Genomic DNA, 26,377 nt, shown 5'->3' with positions numbered 1-26,377 from the left:
ATCTCACCTACAGTGAAACTATCAGCAGGACCTCTATGGCCCTCACGATCACCAGGAGGGAGCTGAGGTGTATTATGAGTATGAAGGGTGAACCGGGTGTACGGAACATCTCGGCCTTGGTTGCATAGAAGGGTGCGACACCCGTCTCCCCGACAACCCCCATGAGGAGGAGGATGGATGCGAAGACTATCATGGGGTTCCCGGCCATCCCTGAGAGTTCAAGGAGGCTCAGGGTACCTGACGATCCCAGCACCAGGGCAGCGCCGCCGAAGAGTGGGAGTGATGCCATCATGGCTATCAGTCCATACTGGAAGGCGGCGTCAAGGACCTCCACCTGCCTCACAGCCGAGACTATACCTATGTTAACGATACCTATGAGCGCCACGAAGAGGGTGAAGTTGAAGAGGTCACCCGTCACCATGGCACCGGCAGTTGCAAGTCCACAGACAACTGCAAGGAACCGCCTGACCCTGAACTCAGCTGTATCAACCTCCACGCGCCTGTTACCTAGTGTCCCGAATTCAGTTTCAACCTGGGTCTCGGTCCTGCTTATGGCTATGAGGAAGGTGAATATGAGTACCGCTGCGAACATGAAGAGGTTGAAGGGTGTAAGGTATAATACGATATCACCGAAGGGTATCTGGCCGAGGAGTTCACCTCCCAGGGACGCTATATCCATCACTCATCACCCCCTGCTTCCCTGATCTCCTCCCTTGCAAGGACCCCGATGAGGCCCATCTTGCTGGCGACCTTTATGAGTATGCCGCATCCTGACATGAATAGCGCCGGGAGCCAGAGCTGTGGGGCTATGAAGAATATCAGGAACCCTGCAAGCCAGAGGCACCATGTTACACCGGATATACCTGCGATACCGTCCCACTCCACTGCTGGAAGACCCCTGGCCCTCCTGGTAGCGACATAGAAGAGTATGCCCGCCCCGGCAACGGCACCCCCTGTGAATCCCGTCAGGAACACGCCGTAGGCTATCAGGATTAGGGCCAGGAAGTTCGGCGCGGTCCTGAAGACCTCAAGTTCCATGGGTCTGTGTTCAACCACTGGCACCTCACCAAGTATCCTCATCTCCCTTGATATGAGTATCTCTGATATGGCCATTATCTCAGCCAGCTCAACCACGAGACCAGGAAGTATGAGGGCCTCTGCAAGGTCGGTTCCAACGGCTGCAACGATTACGAGCATTGCTATTCCAACTATATCCGTGATTATAAGTGCGCTAAGGTCATTCTTCTGGAATGATATTCCGAGAAGCCCTATGAATCCTGCTATGAGGCCCGTGTAGATGGCGGGCTGGAACAGTGAAAGGGTGAATTCCGGGACCATCATAAATCTGCCTCCATCTGCTTCTCTGAGATCATGATCTGCGCCTCCTCATTGTGAAGTTAAGGGCTACCCATGAGGCTATGGTGAAGGCCATCATGAGGATGCTTGACTCCAGGACCGTGTCAAGGCCCCTGGTGTAGTAGAGTATCTCATCTATCAGTCCGCCGGGGGATGAGTATATGGATGTACCGAAGTACACAGTGAGTTCCTTAACAGTTATGGCCAGGGGTGAGAGGTAGGCTGTTATCTTACCCAGGTTAACCTCGAACTGGGGGTACTGGGACTTCACATTACCTGGCTTCTCCAGGGGTACTCCCCCACGGTCATAGGGTGCCAGGGGGTCATTGCTGTTTATCTGCTCCTGGGGCACTGGCCTCGGGTAGAGCTGGTCAGGGTTCAGGGCCATGGGCACAAGGAACCCGACGAGCAGTATCAGGCCAAGGGAGAAGGCGAAGAGTCTGGGTATCCTCCTGGGGTTTGCAAGTTCATTGAGGATCCTTCCAAGGCTCATGCCTCCACCCCCATCTCCTCAAGCCTTATAACCGCCCTGAGGAGTACCAGTGTCATTATGGTTGTTGCCGCGATGAAGGTCAGGAGGGCGAGGGTGTGGTTGTAGGTGAGGAATATGAGTGAAACACCGACAGCAGGTATCTCTGTGTTGAGGATCCTCACAATGGGGTCCCTCACACCAGGACCCGCCACGGTTGCAATTGAACCGATTATCACAAGGGCCGCCCCTGCATAGAACCATATCTGGGTCTCAAGCAAGTTCCTCACCCCTGCAAATCATCCTGAATAAGAACATGGAAGCCTCAGGCAACTTCCTCACCCCTCGAAGTCCTTATGTCATTTATCCTCATAACGGCCATCAGCAGTATTATGGTTGATATCGGGTCAAAGAGGGCCGCTGCCATGGCAACGTCAAGGTACCTTGCAGCTGCAAGGACCATCACAAAGCCCCCCTGGAGGAGTGAAAACATTATTATCTTATCAAGGGGCTTTGAGAGGAGTATGACGCCTGCGGCTCCCGTGAATATGACAAAGACACCAACGTTTGTAATGTTAAGGAGGTCCAGCGGATTCATAAACATTCACCAGTCATCATCTATATTCCTAATCCTCGATAACTATTTCCTCTCAACACGGTCAAGGGTGTGGGCGATTGCATTGGATGTTATGGTTGATGCAACGAAGTAGACCGCTGCAAGGACAGCGCCAAAGGCGGTTCCAACGTAGAGGGCTATCATCGCAGATATTCCGAAGCTCATGGCATTGAGGTACAGGAGCCTCTCAGCCCGGTCCTGGGCCAGGAGAGCCCTCAAGGCCATGAGCACCACTATTATCCCTGTTATCTGGATCAACATGATTAACACCTTCTACTGGAGGTCAGTATACCTGTTCATCCTCCTGGCTATGGCCCCAAGGAGCCTTGATGATCTTGAGTGACTCACACCCTGTATGGTGGTTATTGCAATGACCATCCCGACGACGAAGAGGCCGGGCCCCATCCCTGCGAGGGAGGCCAGCCCTATTATGACTGTTATTGAGAGGGCCCCCAGTGTCCCGGCATACCCGGGGTCGGCGCATAGACGGTTCCCTATGAACACCAGTAGGGCAGCAAGGAGGCCTCCCTCAGGCACGCCCATGAGGTAGCATCCGATGGCCCCGAGGAGGGTGCCGGCTGATGCGTCCGGTGAGCATACAATGTTTCCCTGGAAGAAGCCACCTGCAAGGTCGCCTCCCCTCTTCTCTATGTCCCTTCCAATGTAGTCGGCCCCCCGTACACCTGGTTTCTCAGGGAGACCCATCAATGTGTCTATCACAACGAAGTTCAGCCATGATATGGCTGCTGCGGCTGCAACTCCAAGCAGTTCATTCATCATGAGTCCTCCGGTCTGGGGAATATATCCTCAAGGAAGTATGCAGTCATTATTGCTGATAGGACCCCTGCCACGGCTCCGAGGTCAGCCCCATAGATGCCGGTGACACCCAGCTTCAGGGATATGGCTGTGAGTCCCAGTGCAATTACGGGTGTCGGGAAGATGGCCGACGGTGTCCATGAGTGCCTGACCGGCCTTTCAGGCGTCAGGGGAAGTCCCAGTATCACTGAAACGATTATCGATGAAATAATGGCTGCCAGGTAACCTGAAAGATATGTAACATGAATAATCATGATAAAAGAATACTAATCCCACATATATAAATCTTTGTAAAAAAGTGAGTTAAACCTAAAGGGGTCCGCTTAATACAATTTAAGGCTTTTTTAGTAAGATCCTCAGGATTCTCCACAAAGATCCAGTAATAAATATTCATAATTTACATAGCCGTTTTAGTGACTAATTTCACGAAAATCTGTAAGTGTATGTGAAGCCATAGAAGAGCCCAGAGACCCAGAGGGGGTGGATAGTTATGGGCATCCCTATAAAAATCCTGATTCCTGCACTCATCTTCATTCTGATTTTAGACCCTGCAGCAGGTGCCACAGCAGTGCAGGAGGTTACCGTCACGGTACCCGAGAGTGTTGAGATAGTGGTCCTCTGGCAGGGAAGGGAGGTCGGGGACTCCTTCACACTAACAGCCACAGTGGAACCAGGAAAGGAATACTACTGGCCAGGAGGACCCCAGGGACTCCAGATAAAGGACCTCTCCAACGTACCCATCGACCTCTACATACGGGCCGAAGGAGACCTCCAGGGCCCTGAAACCATACCCATACAGAACCTCAAATACGCCAACTACGGCATCGGACTCCCCGAAACACCACTAACAACAACCTACACCCCGGTAAGAAGGAACTGGACAGCTAAAAGGGACATCGATGCTGTGGTACCGGTTGATATCAGACTAACAGTGCCACCATTCACAGAACCCGGTGAATACAGGGTGAGGATCTACCATATAGCCATAAGGTCACCCGGCACCTGATTTTCTGAAGTATCAGGCTCATGTAGGATCCGGCAACCGCCATTTCTATTTTTAATCTTCCAGTCAGAGGGAACTGGTTATAGTAAATATTTATCAATCCAGAATTGATAATAATCTAGTTGATCAATGCAGTGACAGGAGAATCTCATGTGAAGTTAAAAGCAAAAATCTTACTCCTCGTAACGGGTATACTCTCAGCTCTTCTGATAACAGCGCCCCACTTTTACCTGCGGGTGGCGGGACTCATACTTTGCCTGCTGGTCACAGGTTACAGTTTCCTCAGACTGACCGGTTTTGCTGACACCATAATCACCCCCATACCAGGGCTTCTAATACTGACCCTCAACGCATTCCTTCTGAACTACACGCCCCTGCGTAATTTGAGGGCCCTCTACGCCCTCCCCGCCATACTCATACCAATCATCCTGCTCCTGAAACGCCCCGTAAATGATGCTGATCTTGGAAGTGCCAGGATGAACGCCAGTGAACCTGAGGGAAGGGATCATCCACCGGAAAGCACCCAGATAAAAACAGCCAGAGAACTCGCAAAAAGAGACCAGCCCGTGGAAAGCCAGGATGACTCCTCTGAAAGAAAAGGCGGTTTAGAGGAAACCCGTGGGAGAGAACATGCACCATTAAGGGACATCCTGCTTTCAGCCATCCTTTGTGGTGCCACAACACTCCTTATAGCACTAATCCACCTGAACCAGGTCAGGTTTGTCCTTATCATAATACTTATAGCCGCCTCATCCTATGGCCTCGCAGCTGCCCTTCTACTGAGACTCCGGGACTATGGAAGGCTCAGGAGGGCCGCATTAACCATACCATTCGTCCTTCTACTCACGCTGCTAGCTGGCACCGCAGGCAGGTACGGGTTGGTGGTCCTTGGTGCAGCAGGTATACTATCAGCCCTTGTTGCCTACATCAGGAGGACCAGGCAGAGGATAGGTGAGATAGAGTCGCAGCAGATGTCAGAGAAGGACATCCTGGAGAGGTACGGGCTCATCGAAGATGAGGTTGTAGTGGAGGTCCCTGAGCTACCTGAAAAGGATCTCAGGGCAGTTGACCCTTCACGGATAAAGAAGAAGGCCCTCAGGATGGTTAAAAGGAGAAAGCTCGATGAAGAGGCGGGGAGGGCGTCCCATGATGACCCCCATAAGGGAGAAGCAGGCAGGAACCTTGCAGGTTTCAGTGACCTCCTGGTTATGATGCTCATCAGCATCCTCACCCTCACATCAATAAGCCTTCCCTACAGAGTCGGGGAGGCCCTTTTCTACCTCCAGGTGCTCCTCATACCAGGCTACATTTTAACCTCAGCCATAGCACCCCTCAGGGACCAGATCAGCATCCCTGAGAGACTCTTCCTGGGATTCTCAACCAGCATAATCATATCATCGGTGATAGCGCTCCTCATGGGGGGGCATGTCACATTCAAGCCCCTCCCTGCAGGGATCATAGGGACCATCAGCCTGGTACTGACACCGGTGGCCTTTATCAGGCGTTACAGGGCCGGTGGACTTGCATACTCAGTTGACCCGAGGCGCATCCCATCACCCCGCAGACTCTCAAGGGATGGTAAGCTATCCCTGATCCTCTCGGTTATACTGGTGACCCTCGTTGCAGTGACGGTCTACATAACCCTAAACCCGGCGCCCTCTGAGCGGTTCACAGAGTTCTACATCCTGGGACCTGGTGGTAAGGCCTACGGTTACCCTGAGAACGTTACTGCCGGTGAGGAGGTTGAGGTCATTGTCGGTGTGGTTAACAGGGAGTACCGTAACGAAACCTACCGGATGGTTGTCAGGATGGGCGGAGATGTTTTAAGGAATGAAACCATAAAACTGGGTAACGGTGAGAAGTGGGAGAAGAGGGTTAATTTCACAGTGACAGAGGCTGGAGAGGACCAGAAACTAGAATTCCTTCTATACAGGTTACCTGATACAAAGAAGCCCTACAGGTCCCTCCACCTCTTCATAAACGTCAGATGATTATGCTAATCACAGAATCAAGTAATCTGAGAATATGCTGATATCAAACTTCATAGGACTGGACAGGGATTAATATGAGAGATATGGATGTAGCTGTAACCGGAGGACTTGGATTTATAGGTTCACACCTCACAGATGAACTCCTTGAGATGGGAAACCGTGTCACCGTCATCGATAACCTCTCAACCGGGAGCCCTGATAACCTCAGGGACCCGCGGCATGAGAACCTGGAGATAGTTGAGGGGAGCATAAATGACCTGGACCTTGAGTCGCTATTTGAGGGCAAGGACTACGTCTTCCACCAGGCGGCCCTGGCCAGCGTCCCTGAGAGTGTGAGGGACCCCCTCAGGTGCCACCGTGTCAATGCCACAGGGACCCTCAGGGTGCTCATGGCCTCCTGCAGGGCTGGTGTCAGGAAGGTTGTGAACGCATCAACCTCAGCGGTTTACGGGAACAACCCGGAGATGCCCCTGAGGGAGGACGCCAGGCCAATGCCCCTATCACCCTACGCGGTCTCCAAGGTGGCCGGGGAGTACTACTGCCAGGTTTTCGAGGAGTACGGCCTTGAAACCGTCTCTCTTAGGTACTTCAACGTCTACGGGCCCCGGCAGAGGCCAGATTCACAGTATGCTGCGGTTATCCCCAGGTTCATCGACGCCCTCCTCAGTGGCAGGTCACCCCAGATCTACGGGGACGGGGAGCAGAGCAGGGACTTCATATATGTCGGGGACGTTGTAAGGGCCAACATATTCCTCGCCGAGTCCCCTGGATCCGGGGTCTACAATGTGGCCGGAGGGACCTCCGTTACAGTTAACAGGCTCTTCGATATAATCTCAGGGATCCTGGGATCGAATGCAGAACCAGAGTACCTTGATGAAAGGCCCGGAGACGTGCGCCACTCCCTTGCAGACACTTCCCGTCTCGCCGCGGCCGGCTTCAGTCCAGAGGTCGGGCTTGAGGAGGGGCTCATGAGGACCGTCGAGTGGTTCAGAAAAAGGCTTTAGATCATATATATTGATAAAGACGAGGAGAACTGAAAGCACAGATAAGATAACCTGAAAATCAGTGATCAGGATGAGTCAAGCGAGAGCCCTCGCAAGGAACACCCTCTTCCTCCTTGTGGCCACCATCTTCACCAACGTGGCTGCCTTCGTATGGAACATCTACCTTGCAAGGTACCTGGGAACAGCTGGTTTCGGTATACTATCAACTGCACTTGCCCTTACCGGCATATTCAGCATACTCGCAGATCTGGGTATAGGGACCTATATCACCAGGGAGATTGCAAGGAACCCCTCAGGGGCCGGGGGGCTCGTGGCGGCGGGTCTCGGTAACCGTATCATCCTTGCATGCATAGTATTCGTGCTGATACTCCTCCTCCCCCTCACAGGACTGTACAGCGGGACTGCTGCTGCGGTCATCATCTTCATAGCCGGCTACATGCTTGTTGGCTCCTTCGGCTCATTCTTCAACAGCATATTCCAGGGCTTCCAGAGGATGGAGTACCAGACCATATGGAACATCCTCAACAGCCTCTTCATCCTCTTGGGTGTCCTCGCAGTTATCTGGATGAGGGGGAGTGTCGTGGATGTTGCAATTGCATATCTAATTGCAGCTATCCTCTCACTTGTATACTCCGCTGCAATATTCACCCATCGTTTCTTCACCCCGGGTCTAAGTTTCAGCCGTGACATGATCAGGGAGGCCCTCCCCTTTGGCTTGACAAGTGTCTTCACCCTGATATACTTCTGGATAGACTCTGTGATGCTCTCACTCATGAAGGGTGATGTCTCTGTGGGCCTCTACAATGCACCCTACAGGCTCCTCACAGTCATCACATCACTATACAGCGTCTACCTCGCCGCGGTATTCCCTGTGATGTCCAGGTTCCATGTTGAAAGTGAGGATTCTCTGCGGTTCACCTACATGAGGTCCCTGAAGTACCTCATAATCATAGCCGTCCCCCTGATCTTCATGGTATTCACCCTTGCAGGGCCCCTTATAGAGCTCATCTTCTCGGCGGAGTACCTCGAATCGGTCCCGGCCCTCAGGGTGCTCATAACAGCAACCGCCTTCATGTTTGTGAATGGTGTGAGCTCCAGCCTCCTGGGGTCAGTCAACAGGCAGACCACTGTAACCCGGATCACGGGGCTTGCAGCCCTCTTCAATGTGGCCCTGAACCTTATACTCATCCCGAGATTTGACTTCATGGGTGCCAGCGCTGCCACAGTAATGACCGAGGCCCTCATGACTGTCCTCTTCCTGCGGGCGGTGCGTGATCTGGGTTTTGGTCCGGCATGGAGGGACCTTCATGTCGCCTGGAGGATCCTCCTCCCTGCAGCAGCTTCAATCATCCTCCTTCTAATACCTGCGGGTATAATCGTCAGGGTCCCCCTTGCCCTAGGCGCCTACATCGTCGGGATACTCCTGACTGGTGCCCTGGACCCTGTGGACAGGGATATACTGAGGTCAATCATAAGGGACTAGATTTGGGTGCAGAAACGTCAGGAAAATCAGAAAAACAGTAGTCAGATCCACAATACCCCCACACCACCAATCAGGACCTCACATCCAGAATATATGACCTGACCTCATCAAATATCTCAGCTGCATAGCATGAGGAGAAGATGGCCCCCAGTGCTGTGACGGTCCAGAAGGATATTATACGGTCCACCAGGGCGATGCTCCCGGCCAGGAAGCCAGGGACACCGAATATCACAAAGAGCCCCGCCATGGAGACCTCCATTGATCCCATACCCCCAGGGAGGGCAGAGAGTATACCCACAAGGTTCGCCAGGAGGAATATTATTATAACCGCGGAGAAGGCGATCTCCAACCCGAAGGCCATGAAGACCAGGTAGAGCCTGAGGCACTCCATGAGCCATGAGAGGAGTGAGAGGAGGAATATGACCCCCATGGAGGTGAAATTTGAGTATGACCTGGTGTAACCTATCATGCCCCTTATCCCTGAGGTTAACCGCTCATAGATGTTCTCAAGTGTCCCCTCTGAGATGGGGAGTTTCTCAATGACCCTGTGTATCCTCTGGTAGATCCTCAAACCCTTCTCCTCCCTCCAGTTAACAAGGTAGATGAGGTAGGTCATGAGGACGGATAGAATGGCCCCCACGAGTGCGATTATCCTTATCCTGGGGACCATCACAGCAGCCAGGAGGAGCAAGACACCCCCTATCCCCAGGTCAAAGAACCTCTCGGTTAAACCTGCTGAGAGGCCCTCTGAGAGTTCAACACCGTTCAGCTTTTTACCTGCCAGTGCATTCATAACCTCCCCGGCACTTCGCATCGGGCTGAGGTTACCTGCAAAGAGGCCGATGGTCTTCACCATGAAGTTGACCCGCATCCTCCATGGCTGGCCTATGATGAAGCCCCACCTGAGGCCCCTCACAGCCAGAACCCCCATGTGGATGAGCAGTGCTATGGCTATTATCATCCAGTCTGCCATGTAGACTGCCCTGATGATCCTGTAGGGGCCCATCCACACTATTAGGGCCACTATGAGAAGAATGCTCAGTGCAAAGAAGTAAAACCTTTTCATTAAATCCATCCCCTTTGAAACAGAGTGGGCTGAAGCAGCCGCTGATCAGGGGTCCCTGACACAAAAAAGCCCCTGCCAGGACCTGAATATCACATCAGCCGTTAACCCTGGATATTCTTCTGATGAAGAGTCTCACTATGAACCTTATGTACCGGAGGACATCCCCCGCCCCGATGTAGGACTTCTCATCACCATAGGTGCAGGTGATGGGGACCTCCGCTATCCTGAGCCTGTGCCTTGAAGTCTCACATATGGCCTCTGATTCATAGACGTAGTCATCGTAGGGTATTTCAAGTATCAGGTGGGCGTACCTGGCTGATATGGCCCTGAATCCGCTCTGGCTGTCGGTTATCCGGTACCCTGTGGCCAGCCTCAGTATCCATGTGGTTATCCTGTTTGATAGCTGCCTGTGGATGGGCATGCTGTCATGGTTATTCCTTATGAACCTTGACCCTATGATGAAGTCGCCACCGTTAACTGCAGATGCGAGTTCAGGTATCATGGAGGGGTCGTGCTGGCCATCGGCGTCCATGAATACGATGACGTCATAGTCTCCCTCAAGGGCCTCCCTTATACCCGTCTTGAGGGCTGCGCCCTTCCCCATGTTCCTCTGATGCCTTATGACCCTTGCACCTGCGGCCTCCCCGAGGGCTGCGGTCCTGTCTGTGCTGCCATCATCCACAAGGATCACGTCGCCATGTTCAAGGGCGCCCCTCACAACTGACTCAACGGTTCTCTCCTCATTGAATGCTGGTATGACTGTCACTAACCTCAACCCAAACATTTCACGTAAGTTTCTCATCATTTCACCTCCTTTGTATGACTGTCACTAACCTCAACCCAAACACCCTCCAGCAAGCACATGCTCACTCATCCTGCTCCACAAGTTCCCTGAGGGTCTCCTCGAACCTGTCGGTGATGGTCTCCCAGTCATTTGACTCGACGAAGCGCCTACCCCTCTGTCCCTCCTCTCGGAGTCTACCTGCAAGTTCCACTGCAACGTCAAGGGTCTCCTCTGGCCTCTCTATGTAGTGGATGCCGTTGCCCTCACCGAACTCCATGTATATTCCTGGCAGCCTTGTGGCTATTACGGGCTTTGCCATTGCAAGGTACTCGTAGAGCTTTATGGGGACTATGTCCTGCATTATCTCCTCGTCTATGTGGGCGGGGAGTATGCAGATGTCAGATGCCGCTACAAACTCGGGTATCTCACTGTAGGGCTGTCTGCCTGTCAGTATGAGGCTCCCCGGGTTATCATCCCCTATCCTTTTAAGGTCATCGTATGCGTCTCCATCCCCAACCACCATAAGCTTCACCTGTGGGTACTCCTCACGCTTCTCTGCCATTGCCGCTGCAAGTTCCCTTAGACCAGAGAAGTTGTAGAGGAATCCCATGAAGAAGAGGAGGATGTCTTCATCCCCAACACCGTACCTCTCCCTTATGCGTGAACCGTCAAGGTGGGGGTCGAACTCTGAAAGGTCTATGCCGGCGTCTATGACCTCCGTCCTTGCAGCTCCAAGTTCAGCTGCCAGCTGGTCCAACTTCCGGTTGATGGTGAGGACGAGGTCAGACCTTTCGATGGTCTTCCTCATCAATAGTTTCCCGAGCCCCTGGAAGGCCCTCTCCGGTATCAGGGTGTAGAGTACGTCGATGAGGTAATATATGAAGGGTATTCCCTGTCTGCCCGCCTCGACTGATGCTATGAAGGAGTTTATGAGGCCGAATCCGACCACAAGGTCCGGTTTGAACTCCCTTATCTGCCTCCTTATCTCCCTCCCATGGGTGAAGGGTATCGAGAGGTAGTCAAGTACCGGGACCCTGAGGTGGGCTGGTCTTATCACATCCACACTGGCATCCTCCCTGACCTTGTGGACCCCCCTGTAGACCCGGCGGGGGTTCATGATGCCCCCACCTTCATCCTTCCGCCAGTCTATGGGGTAGTCTATGACCCTCACCTCATGGCCCCTGGCAGATAACCTGTCAAAGAGGTGGTGCTGCTGGTGGGGATTCCTCTCTATCCAGTCCGATTCCTGTACAACGAGTATCCTCATATGCGATCAGAAAAGGAAAGTTTTTGATTAGAACTCTGCGCTCTTCCTTATGAGTTCCCAGTTATCGGTGAACCACCTGTGGGTCCTCTCAAGTCCCTCCCTGAAGGATACCTGTGGCTCGTAGTCAAGGAGTCTTCTGGCCTTATCTATTGATGACAGGAGCCTTGTCTTGGCGTCCCAGTCCCTCCTTGGCCTGTATACCACACCTGCAGGGTTTCCTGTGAGCTCGTTTATGATGCTCGCCATCTCGATGACCTGGTGTTCGGTCCCTGAGCCAAGGTTTATGGCCTCGCCTATGGCCTCCTTCCTGACACCCATGGCCATGAGCCCCCTGACTATGTCCTCCACGAAGGTCCAGTCCCTTGTCTCTGAGCCGTCCCCTGTTATTGGTAATGGCTGCTGGTTCATGGCCCAGTAGAAGAAGTTTGGGATGACGTTACGGTACTTCCCTGGGACCTCACCTGGCCCGAAGACGTTGAAGAACCTTGCATTGACGATGGGCATCTCGTAGAGGTTGTGGAAGTAGTTGGTGTAGAGTTCGCCCAGGAGCTTGGTGACCTGGTAGGGGGTGTGCAGTGATATTGAGATGTCATGTTCCTCAAAGGGTATCCTTGAGTCCAGGCCGTAGACACCGCACCCTGATGAGGAGTAGACGAAGCGCTCAACACCCACAAGCTGCGCATATTCAAGGACCTTCAGTATGCCCAGCCCGTTAACCAGGAGGTCCTTCTCAGGGTTGTCAACACTGTTCTGGTTTGCGAAGTGGGCTGCGAGGTGGAAGACGTACTCGGGCCTCTCCTTGAATACACGTTTAAGGACCTCATCGTCGAGTATGTCGCCCTTAACGAATTCTATGTTCTCATATTCCGGGATGTTCCATTCATAACTTGATGAGAGGTTATCCAGTATTATGACGTGGGCCCCTGCCTCTGCAAGCCTCCCTGTGAGATTGCTTCCAACACATCCAGCTCCACCTGTTACAAGAACACATTTACCATCATATGCCCTGAATTCACCCATAATAATCACCTTCCATTTTAGAGTCTGCAGTCACCTTCCATAGTGGATGATCATCCTCCTCATGGAGTCGAGGATGATCCCCGTAAATATGAAGAATGTCCCGAAGAGTGTGAGCATCACCGCCACCAGGGTGGGGCCCATGTTCACACTTAAACCTGTTATGTAGTCCCTTATGAACATTAAACTGAGGATGGCCCCTGTGACCCCTATTATGAGGCCAGGGAGTGTGAAGTAGTAGAGGGGGCGCTTGAGTTCAAGGTCCCCTATGATCTTGAGGAGCACCGATACACCATGTGTTATGGGGTTCCTTGTGGACCCATCAACATCGTATCTCACTCCGACCTCCACCTCCACTATCCTGAGGCCGGCCTCGGCGGCGTCTGCAAGCATCTCGCTTTCAACCACGAATCCCGGGTCCCTGAACCTGAAGTGGGGTATGCTCCTTGATGAGAAGGCCCTGAAGCCGCTCTGGGTGTCGGTTATCTCCAGGCCCGTTGATATGTTGGTGGCCCTGTCAAGTATCTTCTGGCCCACCCTGCGGTAGGTGGGGGTGTTCTCGTCCCTCCCATGGAGGTAGCGGCTCCCGTTCACAACGTCGGCCTCCCCCCTCAGTATGGGCTCCACGAGTTTTGGTATCTCTGCAGGGTTGTGCTGTGCATCAGCGTCAAGGGTGACTATTACATCTGCATCTGCGGCCTCAAATCCTGTTTTGAGGGCTGCACCCTTTCCAAGGTTCCTGTGGTGTCTTATGACCCTTGCGCCTGCCATCTCAGCCACGTGGGCTGTCCTGTCAGTTGAGCCGTCATCGACCACTATAACCTCATCGACGTGTTCCCCTGTGAGCAGCACAACTGAGCCTATGGCGACCTCCTCGTTGAAGGCAGGGATGACTGCGACTGTCCTCATTTTCAGTCCTCTATCCTGTAGTACCACTTCATCCATTCCACTGTACGCCTGATACCCTCCTCTGGGGGCACCTGGGGGTCGTGTTTGAGGTCCCTTATGGCCTTTGAGAAGTCCATGGTCTTCACCTTTGTGGTGAAGGGCTCGGACTCTCTGTAGGTGACTATTGAATCATCTATCCCCACGGCCTCAAGGACCATGTCGGAGTACTCCTTGATGTCATGCTCCCACTCGGTCCGTCCGCCGACATTGTAGACCTCCCCGGGGATGAAGTTATCGACGATATTGGCGAAGGTCCTCACAGAGTCCTCCACATAGTCTATTATCCTCTTATGGCCCTTATAGACTGTGTAGGGCTTCCTGTGGAGTGCATGGTAGATGAATATGGGTATGAAGCCCTTGTAGGGTGAGTACTTCTCGTGGGGGCCGTAGCAGTTCACTGGCCTCACACGGACTGTCTCTGTGCCGAACATCTCCGCCGAGTTCATGCACATGAGTTCACCGGCCCACTTGGTTATGGCGTAGTCGTTCATCTGGTAGGTGTCGCTTATGGGGTTTTTGACCATGACGTCCTCACTCATCACTCCACTGTAGTCCCCGTAGACCTCAGCTGAGGAGAAGAATATCATCCTGAAGCCAAGCTTCTCCTGCATCCTCAGCATGTGCTTTGTACCTATCACGTTGGTCTTCCAGAGGTTCTCATAGTAGTCCTCACCGTTCCATCTCCCGTACTCTGCGGCGAGGTGGTATACGTAGTCGAATTTGTCTTCCTCAAAGATCCTCTCAACCTGCCTGTACTCCCTGACATCGGCCCTCATGTAGTCCTCGCGTTCTGTGTGCATGAGGTCAACCGCGAGGACCTCATGGCCCCTGTTCCTGAGTTCATTGACAAGGTTTGTGCCTATGAATCCGGCGCCGCCGGTTACGAGTATTCTCTGAGTTTCCATATTAGCATCACTCCCTATTTATGGATGATTTCCAGTCAGAATAAGGTTTCCTATAATAACATTTTCATGGTAGGAATGAATAAAGGTTTCCTTCAAACAATCTGGAATTCAGAGGCTTTTATATCTTAACTCAAGGTAATTTTGAATTCATACCATATTAAATAGTTTCGATGGGTTCTGCACTGCAGCGGGTTTACATCCAAGGGAACCGGCAGCAAAGAATCATATGAATGCAGCATAAGGGTGGAAGAATGAATCCACCACTACCGAATTTTCCTGGCGATGGAAACCCCGTCCCTGGAATATATGACCCTGTAACCTTCCGGTAACTCGGTTTTACCTGTCCAGAATATATAGTAGTCCGGGTTCAGTTCATAGAAGTACCTGAGGCTCAGCTCCCTTCGCTGGGGCTGGATCCTTCTGGTAAAGACATATTCTCCCAGGTACCATGTGAAGGCGGGGCCCCTGTCGGATGCTATGACCCTTTCCCTGTAGGAGGGATCATGGTTCATGAGCCAGGCAGCTGCCTCCTTCTCGCCCTTAACTATGCCGTACTCGTGGGGCATCCCTGCGGTGTAGCTGACTGCCGAGAAGACCATCAGGATGGTGACTGCAAGGGAGAGAACAGCTGAAGCCCTCCTGAATCTAATCGAAGCAGACAACTGGTTCACTGAAAGGGATATGGCGTAGGCAAGGGGTGGAAGTCCTGTTATGAGGTACCTGTCAACCTTTACAGGGTGGAAGCTGTGCATGTAGAGGTAGGCCAGGAACCAGACCGCCACGGCAAGGTTCATCTCAATGTTATCAGACTCCCCCCTTATCCAGAGGATTGAAAGCGCCCAGAGGAGTAGGAGGGCCTCGCTCAGTGCAAATGATGTTCTCCCAAAGGTGAATATGAGTGCCAGGGATAGTATAAGGAATATTATCTTCCCCCTGATGTTATCGGTTGATATCAGGTCCCTGTTCCTCCATATGATTGCCATTAAACCTGCTGCTATCAGGGCCAATACAATGAAGGCTACGGGGGTGGGTCCTGAAAGTGATGGGTTCAGCACCCTGAGGTAATCGTGGGATGGCATGGCCGAGATGTACTCCGGGAGGTGCTTGAGGTAGTAAAGGCTGTCGGTGCTGTAGCCAGGGTTTATTGATGTGGCTGAACCTGTCACCGTGGATGAAACCTGTTTTGTGATGGGCAGAGGTGTTCCGATGTTCCTGTAGAAGAAGTAACCGAAGGGAAGATAAAGGAGGACCCCCAGCCCAATTCCCCTGCCTATGTCTGGTAGCTTTGACCTGAGTGATGGGTCGGTTAGTATTATGACTGCGAGTGGAAGCAGCATGAGGCCTGAGGTGTACCTGGTAAGGAATGCTGCCATTGCAACCGGAAATGCGAGGTAGTAGAATCTGCTGTCATGCCTCCTTGCAAGGAGTGCAAGGTAAACCGCCCATATAGAGAGGGAGATGGCCGGCACATCCAGTGCCCCTGTGGCTGCCCATGAAAGGATCAGAGTAAAGGAGGCGAAGGATATGGAACCTGCAAGGCTCTCCATTTCACTGAATCTGAGGCGGAGGAGCAGGTACATTCCAAGGACACCTGCAACATAGAAGGCTGCAGCCGCTGCAAATACCGCTGTTTCGCCTGTGAAGCCCAGCCTGAAGAGGAGGGCCAGTACCGCCGGGAAGAATGGCGGAAGGTACAGGGCGTCCCCTGGTCCGAGATGGGCCATCTTCATGGCATTGTTAACATAGAGGAAGATGTCCCAGTAGTAGATCCCTATATCTGACTGTATCTGGAATAATTTCAGGGCAATCAGTAATGTAAATGCAGATAAAACCGTTATGATTATCCTGTTCCTTCTTTTACTGTTTGAAATCAAGAAAAACACCCCATATTAGAACTTTAAGGATTCCATTACCCTTTTCATGTCCTCTCTCATCTTTTCCATGCTGAATTCCTTTTCAGCCATTTTCCTGGCGTTTTTACCCATCCTCAGGAGTTCATCCTCAGGGAGGGACCTGAATTCTTTTATCCCCTTTAAGAGGTTTTCAGGGCTGTTGTCATCGATGACGATTCCGCATTTATATTTTCTGACCAGGGCAGCTGCATCCCCCACATCTGTTGTCAGTATGGGTTTGCCCATGGCTGCGTATTCAGCGAATTTGGTGGGTGCAGCGACTTCAGCGGATTTATGTGATGGTCTGGGGAGGACCAGGACATCACAGGCACCATAATAATATTTAACCCTGTCAAAGGGGACCTTGGGTATATACAATGCATTATGGGACCTTTCCATGTTTTCTGAAAATCCCACGTATAGGAAGAAGATGTCCCTGTAATCAACAGCCTCGCCTGTTTCAATGAGTTTATCAACACCCTGCCATTTACTATCAGCGCCTATGTATCCGAAGGTTAATCTGTCCTCTAATCCCAGATCTTTTTTCATCCTATTTGCTTCATCTTCATTGAGGGGCCTGAAGAGATCCAGATCCGTGGCATTGGTTACACAGTACAACTTTTTTTCCGGGACCCCCCTCTCCCTCAAATCCTTCATCATCGACCTGGAGACACAGATCACCCTGCTGGATGCTTTAAGGGTTAAGGAAGAAATTATATTGTAGTAAATCTTTTTCAGCAAACCCCCCTCATATAACTCCCTTTCACTTGTTAGATCCCCATGGTTGTCCAGTATAATAGGAATCCCCCTTATCCTGGATAATGATGATACGAATGCTGCCGGTGCCAGGTTACAGAACAATAAATCATATTCATCCCTCGAAGTATTAATAAAATGCTTGAGATGAACGTTCAGGGGAGAGACCCTCATCAGCGAGTACATGAAGGGTGGTTCAAAGGAAAGCTTATGTCTGCTATAAAAACCATAAAAACGTAGTTCAACTTCATGCCCCAGTGAAGACAGAATTTCTGCCTGCTTTTTTATTCTGAACCATAAAGCGGAATCTTCAGTAGGTGTTCCGATGATAACACTTAAAATTTTCATTTTATCACGAATTCAGCAGCTTTTTCCCGGTTCTGAAGTCAACTCATTGATATCATTGATTGGCCGGACCCAGATGATGAGAGATAAGTGAAAGCGGGTTAATAAAGTTTACAGACATGAACTTATGATGATCCGATAAAGATGCACCGGATCATAAAAGGAGACCCCTGAACCTTTACATTCGACTACAATCTTACCTTTGGATGCACCGGATCATAAAAGGAGACCCCTGAACCGGGGTCGTGGCAAATGAACTATTGAAGAGGTGATCATGGAAAAGATTCGGGAACATGTTTATTAGATAAAAACAAATTTTGGCTCAGTAATAGCCTGTTAGTTCCCAGATTAATGGAATTTGATTTTTATGATCTGTAGATGCGGAGGTGCTCCTCCACGCAGTGCTCAAGTGAAAACCTTTTCACCAGCTCCAGGGACGCCTTCCCCATGGATTCCAGGAGGTCCCTGTCAAGGGAGACCCTGATTATCCTATCAGCAAGTTCATCCGGAGAAACAGGGGGCACGAGGAATCCGTTCCTACCCTCAGTGACCTGTTCCGCCACCGCACCCACATCTGTCGCTATTATGGGTTTACCCATGGCCATGGCCTCCAGTATAGATATGGGTGTCCCCTCAGCAGTTGAAGGCAGGACGAAGATGTCTGAGGCTGCCAGTATCTCAGGTATATCTTCCCTCCGCCCCAGGAAGGTAACTGCGCCCCCGATTCCAAGTTCATCAACCAGTTCCCTGAGTCGACTGTAATAGCCTCGCTGGCTTTCAGGGATATCACCCACTACGAGCAATTTGAAATCCTTAACAGACCCTAAAACAGAGGGGACAGCTCGCAGGAGGTGCTCATAACCCTTGACCGGGTTTATGTTGGCAATGCAGACAGCAATGGTTTCTGAGGGTGATAAACCCAGGGATTCTCTGATACTATCACGTCTATCCGTGTAGAGGGATGGTCTGAACCTTTCAAGATCCACGGGTTCATATATGATCGTATAACCGTCACCCTCCGGGAAGTAGTATCTGGCAAGTCCCTCTGCAATTACAACAATGTCATCAGCAATGAACCTTACAAGGGGCATCATGACCCTTATGACCAGCGGTGGGTAGAGTGAACTCATAAGGTGCCACACAACCCTTCTTCTGCAGATAAATCCTGCCACAGCAGCCTGGAAATTCAGGACGCCGTTTACATGGACCACATCTGCACCGGTTCTCCTTATTATCATGATCATCTGAAGGACCGTTACCGGGATGCTTAAAATCCATATAAGGTTCCTGATTAGATCCCCCAATCCCCTTAACTCCCTGAGTCCCGGCATGAAGAAACCCTCAAACTCAAGGCCGTGCCCCATGGCGTATTCCTCCAGAGGGCTTTCAGAGGATGACGGTGCGCATACAACCGTCTCTATTCCCCTCTCAAGGAGTTTCTCAGCCACCGAGACTACCCTGACCTGTGGTCCGCCTATATAATTCTGCATAAGAACATTGATGACCCTCATTGAAGCACCTCATATAACTCAACAGTCTTCACCATCATCCTCCAATGAAGGAAAACTCCTCCTGATCTCTGACGCTTTCTTCTCTGCCATGTAACTCTCAGGGTCCCTGTAAAGGTCCTCGACCATGCCAGCGAGTTCTCCGTTGCAAACGCCGTCCAGGTCAATGAGGGACTTCCCCCTGAATCCTGCATCCTCCACGAGGGCTCTGTTCTTAGCTGCATATTCAACTATGACTGTAGGCAGATCATTAAGATAGGCGAAGAGGGCTGCATGGAACTTCATTGCCACGAATGCCTCACATGATGCCACAGCACCGAGGGTCTGGCGTGGATCAGGGCTGTATTCCTCCACTTCAACCCTGTCATCCCCCACATCCTCAGCTATCCTTAATGATATACTCCTATCATCATGGGGCGGCATACCATTGAATATAAAGAGTTTGGCGCTGTTCTCCTCATCCAGGGAGAGCCACCTGCGTATTGCATCGGCAAATCCCTTCACGAGAAGTTCATCCTTTCCCTCATCTCCCTCGTATATTCTGAAGTAGGGCATGGCTGAGATGCCAAGCAATCCCCTCCTTTTTTCATGTTTCTCATATTTAAGGAAGAATGATAGATCCTGAGAGAGTTCAGCCCGCCCATCCACTCCCATCTCAGAGAGCACCCTCATGGAATCTGAGTCCCTTACGATTATCCGGTGGGCCATTCTGCAGGTGTTCTTGATTAGGAACCTGCTCCACCAGTGGGATGGTCTCTCAATACCAATCCCCATGAAGTATACCCTTTTTCGTGTTAATCTTGCAAAGAGCGTCATGAGAAATATCTGGGCCAGCCTCATCAGTCTTGGGTAGCTTCTCCCATAATCAAAAAAGTGGGTCCCTCCCCCCAGTATAACCATGGATGACCTCAGAAACGCCAGGAAAAGTTGGGGTGAGATGCCAGGCTGGACGGTTTCCACATCAACACCCTCTGGGAGGAATGGTTCTGATGCCGCTGTCACATTGAATCTGGAGTCCCTGAATTCCTCCCTGAGGCCATCAAGGAGCGAGTACAGCATCGCATCATCCCCTGTATTATTCCAGCCATAGTATCCTATTACAAGCACATCCATCCTGGTCCTCCGTGCCGTGAAGATAGCAGCCGCCGATGGTATCCACGGCGCAATGTCATAAAATTACTGCATAGCAGATGTCATCCAGCAGTTAGTTCAAGGGTATCAACCGTAAAGCTATTTAAGGGTAACCCTGATATAACCAGTATACCACCTCATTTTATGTATAGTTTTAGAGATGTGGGAGGATGAACATCTACATAGTCCTGTCTGTACTGGCATCGCTCTTCTATATGGGAGCTGGAATATCCCCCTAAGGGTGAGGAGGGGTAATCTGGAGTGGAGCTTCCTCCTCATAGCCATTACAATGACGATCTGGGCAATGGCATCCTCGCTACTCTACACCACCACAAACAGGTATGCACTAATATTCTACATACTCTCAAACCTTGCATGGATTCTTCTGCCAGCCCTGTTCCTGAACTTTGCCGTGGTGCTCTCTGCAGATAAGAGTCCCGGTAAGTTCACTGTTATACCCATAGTACCATCATTCATCTTCATCTACATGCTCCTTGTGGGGTCCCTCATCAGACCAGGGGACATCCATGAACTCATGTCCTGGGCCGGTGGTGGCCGCGGATTATTTGAGGCCTACATGGTGGGTTACTTTGCCGCTGCCGTCTCACTGATATGGAACCATGCCAGGGTGGCGACGTCCTACCGTGAGAGGAAGATGTCCACCCTGATATTCATTGTATCATCCTTCAGCCTCATCGCGGGTCTGATCCTGACCACCTTCATATCATCAAGCATCCACAGCATAAACACCCTGGGACAGATCGTGGGGATGGTTGGAATAGCTGGTATCGCCCATGCAATAATCAAATACCACCCACCGGCCATGAGCCCATCCCTTGCCGGGGAGAGCATACTGGATAAGGTCACGGACCTCGTCATACTCCTGGATGCTACTGGAGAGATTATCCGCCTCAACCATCGGGCCAAAAAAGAGCTTGGCCTGGACTCCCCGGGGGACTGGAGGGAGATCGTTGCACCGGAACATCACCAGAAAATGAGGAGGGAATTTGAGGATATCATGGAGAGGGCCTCATCCTCACCCGGGGACTACCATCACAGCCCGGTGTCCCTGGAATATGTCAGGGCCGATGGTGAGCGGATCCCTGTGAAGCTCTTCATCTCACTCATAAGGGAGGGTTCTGATGCTGTGGGCTATTCCCTGGTTGCCCAGGACCTCCGCCACACTCTGAGGCTTAGAGACAGGATAGAGGAGAGCGAAAAATCCGAGGAACTTACCAGGATGCGCCTGCACGAGTTCAGAACCCTCAATGAAGCTATAGTCAGGATAAACCACAGTAACAGCCCTGAGGAGCTCTTCAGGAATGTCATGGCCCTTCTTAATGAACATCTGGGCCTCTCCGAGGGTGCTGTCTACCTCGTTAGTGATGGTGTCCTGAGGCCCATGGATGATGGTTTCAGGGTTGATAACCCTGAGGAGATCCTTGAAGAAATGGATGATGCCGTGCTGGTGAGGGATGACCTTATAGCGGTGGCACTTAAACATGACAATAGGAACCTGGGTCTCATGGCCTTCAGGAACGGGCATGACCTGGATGAATATGAGCTGAGACTCCTTGAAACGGTGGGTGGTGAGGCTGCATCGACACTGAAGAGGATCTTCTATGAGGATAGGCTGCTGGAATCCCTTGAGGAGAAGGAGCTGCTGCTGAGGGAGATACACCACCGGGTCAAGAACAATCTCCAGGTGATTTCAAGTCTCCTGAACCTTCAGAGCAGCTACATAGATGATCCCGGGGTCACCGCTGTGCTGAGGGACAGCCAGGGACGCATCATGAGCATGTCAATGATACATGAGAAGCTCTACCGTTCAGGTAACCTGGCTGATATTGATGTGAGGGGCTACCTGGAGGGCCTCGCAAGGAGCATAATGTTCTCCTACATGAGGCCGGATCAGCACGTTGACCTCAAGTTTGAGATGGATGATATCAGGCTCAACGTTGACACCATAATGCCCCTGGGACTCATCGTGAATGAACTTGTGACAAACGCCTTCAAGTATGCATTCCCTGATGGTGGTGGCGAGGTGCGTGTCTCACTGAGGCGTGATGGCGATGGATTCCTGCTCACCGTTGCAGATGATGGTGTGGGCCTCCCCGATGACTTCAACCTGGACAGCCTCAGGAGTCTGGGGATGCTCCTTGTAAGGAACCTGACTGATCAGCTGAACGGTGAACTTGAGTACACATCAAATGGGGGCACAGAGTTCAGGGTGAGGTTCTCGGAGATACAGTACAGGAAGAGATTCTAAAACCCATAATAACCCAGACCCCCAGCTCAGAAATACAGGACCATTAACGGCTGCTTTTTTCCAAGATAATCTCAAACAGCGCATTTGTACCTTTTAACACATAAATCCCTGAATTCAGAAACTCTACGATCACCGATCACAATTTATAAATAAAGTCAGGACCAGAAATATTAGTTGCAGGATTCCATCCTGCATTCTGGAGGCGATAGTATATCCCGTGGTATGCAACTGCTATGCGTGCTGCTCTTTGCATGCATGGTGTTACTTAATACCGGAGAGATCTATGCCCAGAACACACAAGGTGAAGAAGCACTGCTTCCTGATAACATGACAGTTAAAACCTGCAGTACAGTGATGGAGTCAGACTCCACAGTTGCAGTGGTTAATGCGAGTGCAGAGGCTAACAGAACTCTGGACTCTGCAGCGGGCCCATCAGTTTCACGGGCCGATGTTGAGGACGCCGCAGTCCGTGTCAACACCTTCCTGGCAAGGAATAAACGTCTTCCCCTGACAGTTGAGGTTGGAAGCGTTAAGGTGAACATGGCACAGTTCCTGCAGCTTGAAGCATACTACGTCCTCAACAGGACACCCACAGTGAATCAGGTTCAGGTGCCGGCTAAAACATCAGGGACCATGCTCAAAGGCTCAATTTACCTGAAGGATTACCTTGAAGTTGCAGGGAGGGTCCTCTCATCAGGGGCCCCCGAGTACATAGGCTTCAGGGACCAGAAGATCGGATTCGAATCACTTGTGTGGCTATTTGCAAGGGCAATTAATTTTAAAGTGGCAAATCAGCGCCTTCCAAACCACATCAAACTCGACGCACTGAATTCTGTAGAATCTTCCACCCCCACCGGTAACAATTCCGGCAGCAGCGACGCTGCCAGTGGCAATTCAGGGTTCACAAGGGAACAGATACTTGCAGCGGCGAATTCACTTAAGAGCTACATTGACAGGAATCAGAGCCTACCCGGGTATGTGCAGGTGGCAAACCAGAGGATTGGTATAGCCCAGTTCCTGCATCTAATGGTTAAATGCCTCAACCAGATAAATCTGGGAAAGAACACCCCGATAGCACCGGTAACTGCCGGTGAGGCAGCAAACCCTGCAGGCGATGCCAGCGGTACCCTCACAAGGTCAGAGTACCTGAAGGTGGCATCCACAGTCCAGGGGTTCATGGAGAAGAACCATAGGGCCCCAAATTATGCAGGATCAAGTAAAGGTAGAATCTCGTATGAGAGCCTTGTATACTCCATTTCAAGGATCCTGAGCTTCTACAGCAAGAACGGAAGACTTCCGAAGACCGTGCCCGTAACGAGGCTGGCGTCCTCCCTGAAGAACAGGCCAGAGAATGACCCCTACAGTGGTGAGAGCACCGCAAGGTACCTCGCCTCATCAGCCAACTGTCCAGTGGACAGTCCTGAGATCAGATCCCTTGCATCTGAGATAACAGGGGGGCTGACCTCCACCTTTTCAAGGGCGGAGGCCATATTCGGCTGGGTGCGTGACAACATAAACTACAGCTTCTACTACAACACGAAGTACGGCGCAGTGGGCACACTCAAAAACAGGACAGGTAACTGCGTGGATCACACGCACCTCCTGGTTGCCCTGGCAAGGGCTGCCGGGATACCTGCCAGGTATGTCCACGGGACATGTAACTTCACATCAGGTAACGTCTATGGACATGTCTGGGCCCAGCTCCTCGTTGGCGATACATGGTACGCTGCAGATGCAACAAGCTCAAGGAACAGCCTTGGAGTTGTGAACAACTGGAACACTTCCAGCGCAGTGATAAAGGGCATATACGCGAGTTTACCGTTTTAGAGGGTGAATAACCCTCACTTTATTTTTTTATGCTTCGCTCTGATGAGAGAACAGCAGATACAAAAGCATCACCGGGGATCATGAACACCCGATAAAAAAGCTAATTAGACACCGGTCAGAGACAGTTAAATGGTGTTAACATGGACGTTCCACTCATCAGGGAGATAGTCATAATATTCAGCCTGGCACTCATGGTCCTCCTTCTGCTCAACCGGGCCAGGATCCCTGCCATTCTGGGCTTCTTTGTGCCGGGGTGATAGCCGGTCCATCTGTCCTGGGTGCAGTGTCAGCGGGAAGCATTGAGAGCCTCGCTGAACTGGGGGTTATACTGCTTCTCTTCACAATTGGACTTGAGATGTCCCCTGAGAGGTTTGGGGAGTTCAGGAGGACCGCCTTCATCGGCGGGACACTCCAGATAGGTCTTACGGTCTCTGTGGTGAGCATCCTGACCCTTGTACTGGGTCTGAGCCCGGGTAAGGCTGTCTTCCTGGGTTTCCTGATATCACTCAGCAGTACAGCCGTGGTCCTTAAGGTCCTCCAGGACTTCCATGAGACCGAGGCGCCCCATGGACAGGCCTCCCTGGCCATCCTCATATTCCAGGACGTTGCAGCGGTGCCAATGATCCTCACGGTGCCCTTCCTTGCAGGGCTGGCTGCAACCACATCGGCACCGGTAACCCTCCTGACCGCCGGTGCTGTGCTGCTGGGGACCCTGGTATCTGCCAGGTGGCTTGTTCCCAGGCTCTTCGATGTGGTCGCGGCCACCGGGAGCCGTGAGATATTCCTCCTCACTGTCATACTTGTATGCGCCTCTGTCACCTGGCTCACAGGGGAGGTGGGCCTGTCACCCGCCCTGGGGGCCTTCCTGGCGGGCCTCATCGTTGCGAACACGGAATACGCCCACAGGGCCCAGGGGACAATACTCCCCTTCCAGGAGGTCTTCCTGAGCTTCTTCTTCGTCTCACTCGGTATGCTGCTGGATCTGAGGTTCTTCCTTGGTCACATCTACATAATAGTCCTTGCGGTTATCGGGGTTCTCCTGATAAAGGTGGCCCTGAACAGCCTCGTCGGATTCATCCTCGGCTACTCTGCAAGGGTTGTGGTCCTCCTGGGCCTTGTACTTGCACAGATCGGTGAGTTCTCCTTCATACTCTCTGAGACCGGGCTGCGTTACGGCCTCATGGACAGGTTAACATTCCAGGCCTTCCTATCGGTTTCACTGATAACCATGGCCATCACCCCCTTCCTCATCTCACTCTCACCCAGGATCTCGGAGAGGATAGTCCATGCGGAACTCCACCCCAGGATAAAGAATGGGAGGGCCTACAGGAGGCCCTCAGTGGACCTCAGGGACCACCTGATAATCATAGGTATGGGTATAACAGGGAGGAGGCTCGCGTATACCTGTGAGGAACATGGTATACCCTACATCGGCCTGGATGTTAACCCTGAGGCGGTGAGGAGGGCCCGTGATGAGGGACTCAACGTATATTATGGGGACGGAACACACCTGGCGGTGCTGAGGCACTTCAATGTCCCTGAGGCGGCGGTGATGGTGGTTGCCATTGCAGATTACCGGTCCACGGTCCACGCCATACATGAGGCACGTGCACTGAATGAGGGGATGAAGATAATAGCAAGGATAAGGGGCTTTGAGAACACTGAGAGGCTGTACACGGCCGGGGCTGATGTGGTGGTCTCAGAGAAGCGCGAGGCAACCAGGAGGATTTCGGGAGAGATATTCAGCTGTTACAGTGGTGTCTGTGAGCTTGAGGAGTGATCAGCCAGTCGGGATGATGGCTTTGATTGGAATCAATGACAGGAGCCATGGGGAGAGTCCTGTGGATGTTCTGGGGCTAATCTCAGGGATGTCATTGCTGGATCGGTCTGAAAATCCCTCCTCCTTGAAGCCTTAAAAGTGGAT

The 26,377-nt window shown here is 51.8% G+C and carries 25 protein-coding genes; 7 read left to right on the top strand and 18 right to left on the bottom strand.

Features of this window, described 5'->3' with window-relative positions:
- Window positions 1-7: 7 nt before the first annotated feature.
- From DNK57_RS01720 to ehaA, 8 genes are read right to left on the bottom strand one after another with little or no spacing between them, the layout of a single operon-like run.
- Window positions 8-679, bottom strand: a complete 672-nt coding sequence (locus DNK57_RS01720; protein ID WP_192961329.1) for a proton-conducting transporter transmembrane domain-containing protein — start codon at window positions 677-679, stop codon at window positions 8-10.
- The gene (locus DNK57_RS01715; RefSeq protein WP_192961328.1) at window positions 679-1,341 is read right to left on the bottom strand and encodes an EhaG family protein; all 663 of its coding nucleotides are present in this window, start codon (window positions 1,339-1,341) and stop codon (window positions 679-681) included. The genes DNK57_RS01720 and DNK57_RS01715 overlap by 1 nt, the downstream gene beginning before the upstream one ends.
- A gap of 28 nt (window positions 1,342-1,369) precedes the next feature.
- Entirely contained in the window at window positions 1,370-1,849 is a 480-nt protein-coding gene (locus tag DNK57_RS01710) for an EhaF family protein (protein WP_192961327.1), read from the bottom strand.
- Window positions 1,846-2,106, bottom strand: a complete 261-nt coding sequence (locus tag DNK57_RS01705) for an EhaE family protein (RefSeq protein ID WP_192961326.1) — start codon at window positions 2,104-2,106, stop codon at window positions 1,846-1,848. Before DNK57_RS01705 ends, DNK57_RS01710 begins: the two co-directional genes overlap by 4 nt.
- 44 nt (window positions 2,107-2,150) lie before the next feature.
- Window positions 2,151-2,429 (bottom strand): EhaD family protein, encoded by a 279-nt coding sequence (locus tag DNK57_RS01700; RefSeq protein ID WP_192961325.1) that lies wholly within the window; start codon window positions 2,427-2,429, stop codon window positions 2,151-2,153.
- A gap of 36 nt (window positions 2,430-2,465) precedes the next feature.
- Window positions 2,466-2,702 carry an EhaC family protein gene (locus DNK57_RS01695; protein WP_192961324.1) on the bottom strand — a complete coding sequence of 79 codons (237 nt, stop codon included), beginning with the start codon at window positions 2,700-2,702 and terminating at the stop codon, window positions 2,466-2,468.
- A gap of 12 nt (window positions 2,703-2,714) precedes the next feature.
- Window positions 2,715-3,218: a hypothetical protein gene (locus tag DNK57_RS01690; protein WP_192961417.1), complete on the bottom strand. Its 504-nt coding sequence runs from the start codon at window positions 3,216-3,218 to the stop codon at window positions 2,715-2,717.
- Window positions 3,218-3,511: an energy-converting NiFe hydrogenase A subunit EhaA gene (gene ehaA / locus DNK57_RS01685; RefSeq protein WP_192961323.1), complete on the bottom strand. Its 294-nt coding sequence runs from the start codon at window positions 3,509-3,511 to the stop codon at window positions 3,218-3,220. The genes DNK57_RS01690 and ehaA overlap by 1 nt, the downstream gene beginning before the upstream one ends.
- Before the next feature lie 236 nt (window positions 3,512-3,747).
- Between ehaA and DNK57_RS01680 the strand changes: the two genes are divergently transcribed.
- The 4 genes from DNK57_RS01680 (at window position 3,748) to DNK57_RS01665 (ending at window position 8,738) form a co-directional block, all read left to right on the top strand.
- Window positions 3,748-4,263 (top strand): hypothetical protein, encoded by a 516-nt coding sequence (locus DNK57_RS01680; RefSeq protein WP_192961322.1) that lies wholly within the window; start codon window positions 3,748-3,750, stop codon window positions 4,261-4,263.
- 149 nt (window positions 4,264-4,412) lie between these two features.
- On the top strand, window positions 4,413-6,251 hold the full coding sequence (locus DNK57_RS01675) for a DUF1616 domain-containing protein (RefSeq protein WP_320056836.1): 1,839 nt from the start codon (window positions 4,413-4,415) through the stop codon (window positions 6,249-6,251).
- 74 nt (window positions 6,252-6,325) lie between these two features.
- A complete protein-coding gene (locus tag DNK57_RS01670; protein ID WP_192961321.1) occupies window positions 6,326-7,255 on the top strand; it encodes an SDR family oxidoreductase in 930 nt (309 codons plus the stop codon).
- A gap of 70 nt (window positions 7,256-7,325) precedes the next feature.
- Window positions 7,326-8,738 (top strand): flippase, encoded by a 1,413-nt coding sequence (locus DNK57_RS01665; protein ID WP_192961320.1) that lies wholly within the window; start codon window positions 7,326-7,328, stop codon window positions 8,736-8,738.
- Between the two features lie 70 nt (window positions 8,739-8,808).
- On the opposite strand, the gene DNK57_RS01660 is transcribed toward DNK57_RS01665, so the two are convergent.
- From DNK57_RS01660 to DNK57_RS01615, 10 genes are all read right to left on the bottom strand, one after another.
- Complete coding sequence (locus tag DNK57_RS01660) at window positions 8,809-9,804, bottom strand: UPF0104 family protein (protein WP_226890948.1); 996 nt, start codon at window positions 9,802-9,804, stop codon at window positions 8,809-8,811.
- A gap of 94 nt (window positions 9,805-9,898) precedes the next feature.
- Window positions 9,899-10,609 carry a glycosyltransferase family 2 protein gene (locus DNK57_RS01655; RefSeq protein WP_226890946.1) on the bottom strand — a complete coding sequence of 237 codons (711 nt, stop codon included), beginning with the start codon at window positions 10,607-10,609 and terminating at the stop codon, window positions 9,899-9,901.
- Window positions 10,610-10,670: 61 nt separating this feature from the next.
- Window positions 10,671-11,855 carry a glycosyltransferase gene (locus tag DNK57_RS01650; RefSeq protein ID WP_192961318.1) on the bottom strand — a complete coding sequence of 395 codons (1,185 nt, stop codon included), beginning with the start codon at window positions 11,853-11,855 and terminating at the stop codon, window positions 10,671-10,673.
- Between the two features lie 27 nt (window positions 11,856-11,882).
- A complete protein-coding gene (locus tag DNK57_RS01645; RefSeq protein ID WP_192961317.1) occupies window positions 11,883-12,875 on the bottom strand; it encodes an NAD-dependent epimerase/dehydratase family protein in 993 nt (330 codons plus the stop codon).
- Window positions 12,876-12,905: 30 nt separating this feature from the next.
- Window positions 12,906-13,781, bottom strand: coding sequence for a glycosyltransferase family 2 protein (locus DNK57_RS01640; protein WP_192961316.1), 876 nt, complete (start codon window positions 13,779-13,781; stop codon window positions 12,906-12,908).
- 2 nt (window positions 13,782-13,783) lie between these two features.
- Window positions 13,784-14,725, bottom strand: a complete 942-nt coding sequence (locus tag DNK57_RS01635) for an NAD-dependent epimerase/dehydratase family protein (RefSeq protein ID WP_192961315.1) — start codon at window positions 14,723-14,725, stop codon at window positions 13,784-13,786.
- A gap of 263 nt (window positions 14,726-14,988) precedes the next feature.
- Window positions 14,989-16,599: a glycosyltransferase family 39 protein gene (locus DNK57_RS01630; protein ID WP_192961314.1), complete on the bottom strand. Its 1,611-nt coding sequence runs from the start codon at window positions 16,597-16,599 to the stop codon at window positions 14,989-14,991.
- 15 nt (window positions 16,600-16,614) lie between these two features.
- Window positions 16,615-17,721, bottom strand: coding sequence for a glycosyltransferase family 4 protein (locus DNK57_RS01625; RefSeq protein WP_192961313.1), 1,107 nt, complete (start codon window positions 17,719-17,721; stop codon window positions 16,615-16,617).
- Between the two features lie 362 nt (window positions 17,722-18,083).
- Entirely contained in the window at window positions 18,084-19,229 is a 1,146-nt protein-coding gene (locus tag DNK57_RS01620; protein ID WP_192961312.1) for a glycosyltransferase family 4 protein, read from the bottom strand.
- A gap of 18 nt (window positions 19,230-19,247) precedes the next feature.
- Entirely contained in the window at window positions 19,248-20,339 is a 1,092-nt protein-coding gene (locus DNK57_RS01615; RefSeq protein ID WP_192961311.1) for a polysaccharide pyruvyl transferase family protein, read from the bottom strand.
- A gap of 259 nt (window positions 20,340-20,598) precedes the next feature.
- On the opposite strand from DNK57_RS01615, the gene DNK57_RS01610 reads away from it, so the two are divergent.
- From DNK57_RS01610 to DNK57_RS01600, 3 genes are all read left to right on the top strand, one after another.
- Window positions 20,599-22,626 (top strand): histidine kinase dimerization/phosphoacceptor domain -containing protein, encoded by a 2,028-nt coding sequence (locus DNK57_RS01610; RefSeq protein WP_192961310.1) that lies wholly within the window; start codon window positions 20,599-20,601, stop codon window positions 22,624-22,626.
- Window positions 22,627-22,881: 255 nt separating this feature from the next.
- Complete coding sequence (locus tag DNK57_RS01605) at window positions 22,882-24,453, top strand: pseudomurein-binding repeat-containing protein (RefSeq protein WP_226890945.1); 1,572 nt, start codon at window positions 22,882-22,884, stop codon at window positions 24,451-24,453.
- A gap of 253 nt (window positions 24,454-24,706) precedes the next feature.
- Window positions 24,707-26,233 carry a cation:proton antiporter gene (locus DNK57_RS01600; RefSeq protein ID WP_192961308.1) on the top strand — a complete coding sequence of 509 codons (1,527 nt, stop codon included), beginning with the start codon at window positions 24,707-24,709 and terminating at the stop codon, window positions 26,231-26,233.
- The last annotated feature ends 144 nt before the right edge of the window (window positions 26,234-26,377 follow it).

The sequence above is a fragment of the Methanothermobacter thermautotrophicus genome (genome assembly GCF_014889545.1).
GTDB lineage: Archaea > Methanobacteriota > Methanobacteria > Methanobacteriales > Methanothermobacteraceae > Methanothermobacter > Methanothermobacter thermautotrophicus_A.
This window is presented reverse-complemented; position numbering and strand designations above follow the sequence as displayed.

Excerpts from the sequence above, each read along its gene's own strand:
- DNK57_RS01615 (WP_192961311.1), bottom strand. The coding sequence starts at position 20,339 with ATGGATGTGCTTGTAATAGGATACTATGGCTGGAATAATACAGGGGAT.
- DNK57_RS01640 (WP_192961316.1), bottom strand. The coding sequence starts at position 13,781 with ATGAGGACAGTCGCAGTCATCCCTGCCTTCAACGAGGAGGTCGCCATA.
- DNK57_RS01620 (WP_192961312.1), bottom strand. The coding sequence starts at position 19,229 with ATGAGGGTCATCAATGTTCTTATGCAGAATTATATAGGCGGACCACAG.
- DNK57_RS01665 (WP_192961320.1), top strand. The coding sequence starts at position 7,326 with ATGAGTCAAGCGAGAGCCCTCGCAAGGAACACCCTCTTCCTCCTTGTG.
- DNK57_RS01670 (WP_192961321.1), top strand. The coding sequence starts at position 6,326 with ATGAGAGATATGGATGTAGCTGTAACCGGAGGACTTGGATTTATAGGT.
- ehaA (WP_192961323.1), bottom strand. The coding sequence starts at position 3,511 with ATGATTATTCATGTTACATATCTTTCAGGTTACCTGGCAGCCATTATT.
- DNK57_RS01655 (WP_226890946.1), bottom strand. The coding sequence starts at position 10,609 with ATGATGAGAAACTTACGTGAAATGTTTGGGTTGAGGTTAGTGACAGTC.
- DNK57_RS01605 (WP_226890945.1), top strand. The coding sequence starts at position 22,882 with ATGGTGTTACTTAATACCGGAGAGATCTATGCCCAGAACACACAAGGT.
- DNK57_RS01720 (WP_192961329.1), bottom strand. The coding sequence starts at position 679 with ATGGATATAGCGTCCCTGGGAGGTGAACTCCTCGGCCAGATACCCTTC.
- DNK57_RS01650 (WP_192961318.1), bottom strand. The coding sequence starts at position 11,855 with ATGAGGATACTCGTTGTACAGGAATCGGACTGGATAGAGAGGAATCCC.
- DNK57_RS01660 (WP_226890948.1), bottom strand. The coding sequence starts at position 9,804 with ATGAAAAGGTTTTACTTCTTTGCACTGAGCATTCTTCTCATAGTGGCC.
- DNK57_RS01710 (WP_192961327.1), bottom strand. The coding sequence starts at position 1,849 with ATGAGCCTTGGAAGGATCCTCAATGAACTTGCAAACCCCAGGAGGATA.
- DNK57_RS01680 (WP_192961322.1), top strand. The coding sequence starts at position 3,748 with ATGGGCATCCCTATAAAAATCCTGATTCCTGCACTCATCTTCATTCTG.
- DNK57_RS01715 (WP_192961328.1), bottom strand. The coding sequence starts at position 1,341 with ATGATGGTCCCGGAATTCACCCTTTCACTGTTCCAGCCCGCCATCTAC.
- DNK57_RS01635 (WP_192961315.1), bottom strand. The coding sequence starts at position 14,725 with ATGGAAACTCAGAGAATACTCGTAACCGGCGGCGCCGGATTCATAGGC.
- DNK57_RS01690 (WP_192961417.1), bottom strand. The coding sequence starts at position 3,218 with ATGAATGAACTGCTTGGAGTTGCAGCCGCAGCAGCCATATCATGGCTG.
- DNK57_RS01645 (WP_192961317.1), bottom strand. The coding sequence starts at position 12,875 with ATGGGTGAATTCAGGGCATATGATGGTAAATGTGTTCTTGTAACAGGT.
- DNK57_RS01700 (WP_192961325.1), bottom strand. The coding sequence starts at position 2,429 with ATGTTTATGAATCCGCTGGACCTCCTTAACATTACAAACGTTGGTGTC.
- DNK57_RS01695 (WP_192961324.1), bottom strand. The coding sequence starts at position 2,702 with ATGTTGATCCAGATAACAGGGATAATAGTGGTGCTCATGGCCTTGAGG.
- DNK57_RS01625 (WP_192961313.1), bottom strand. The coding sequence starts at position 17,721 with ATGAAAATTTTAAGTGTTATCATCGGAACACCTACTGAAGATTCCGCT.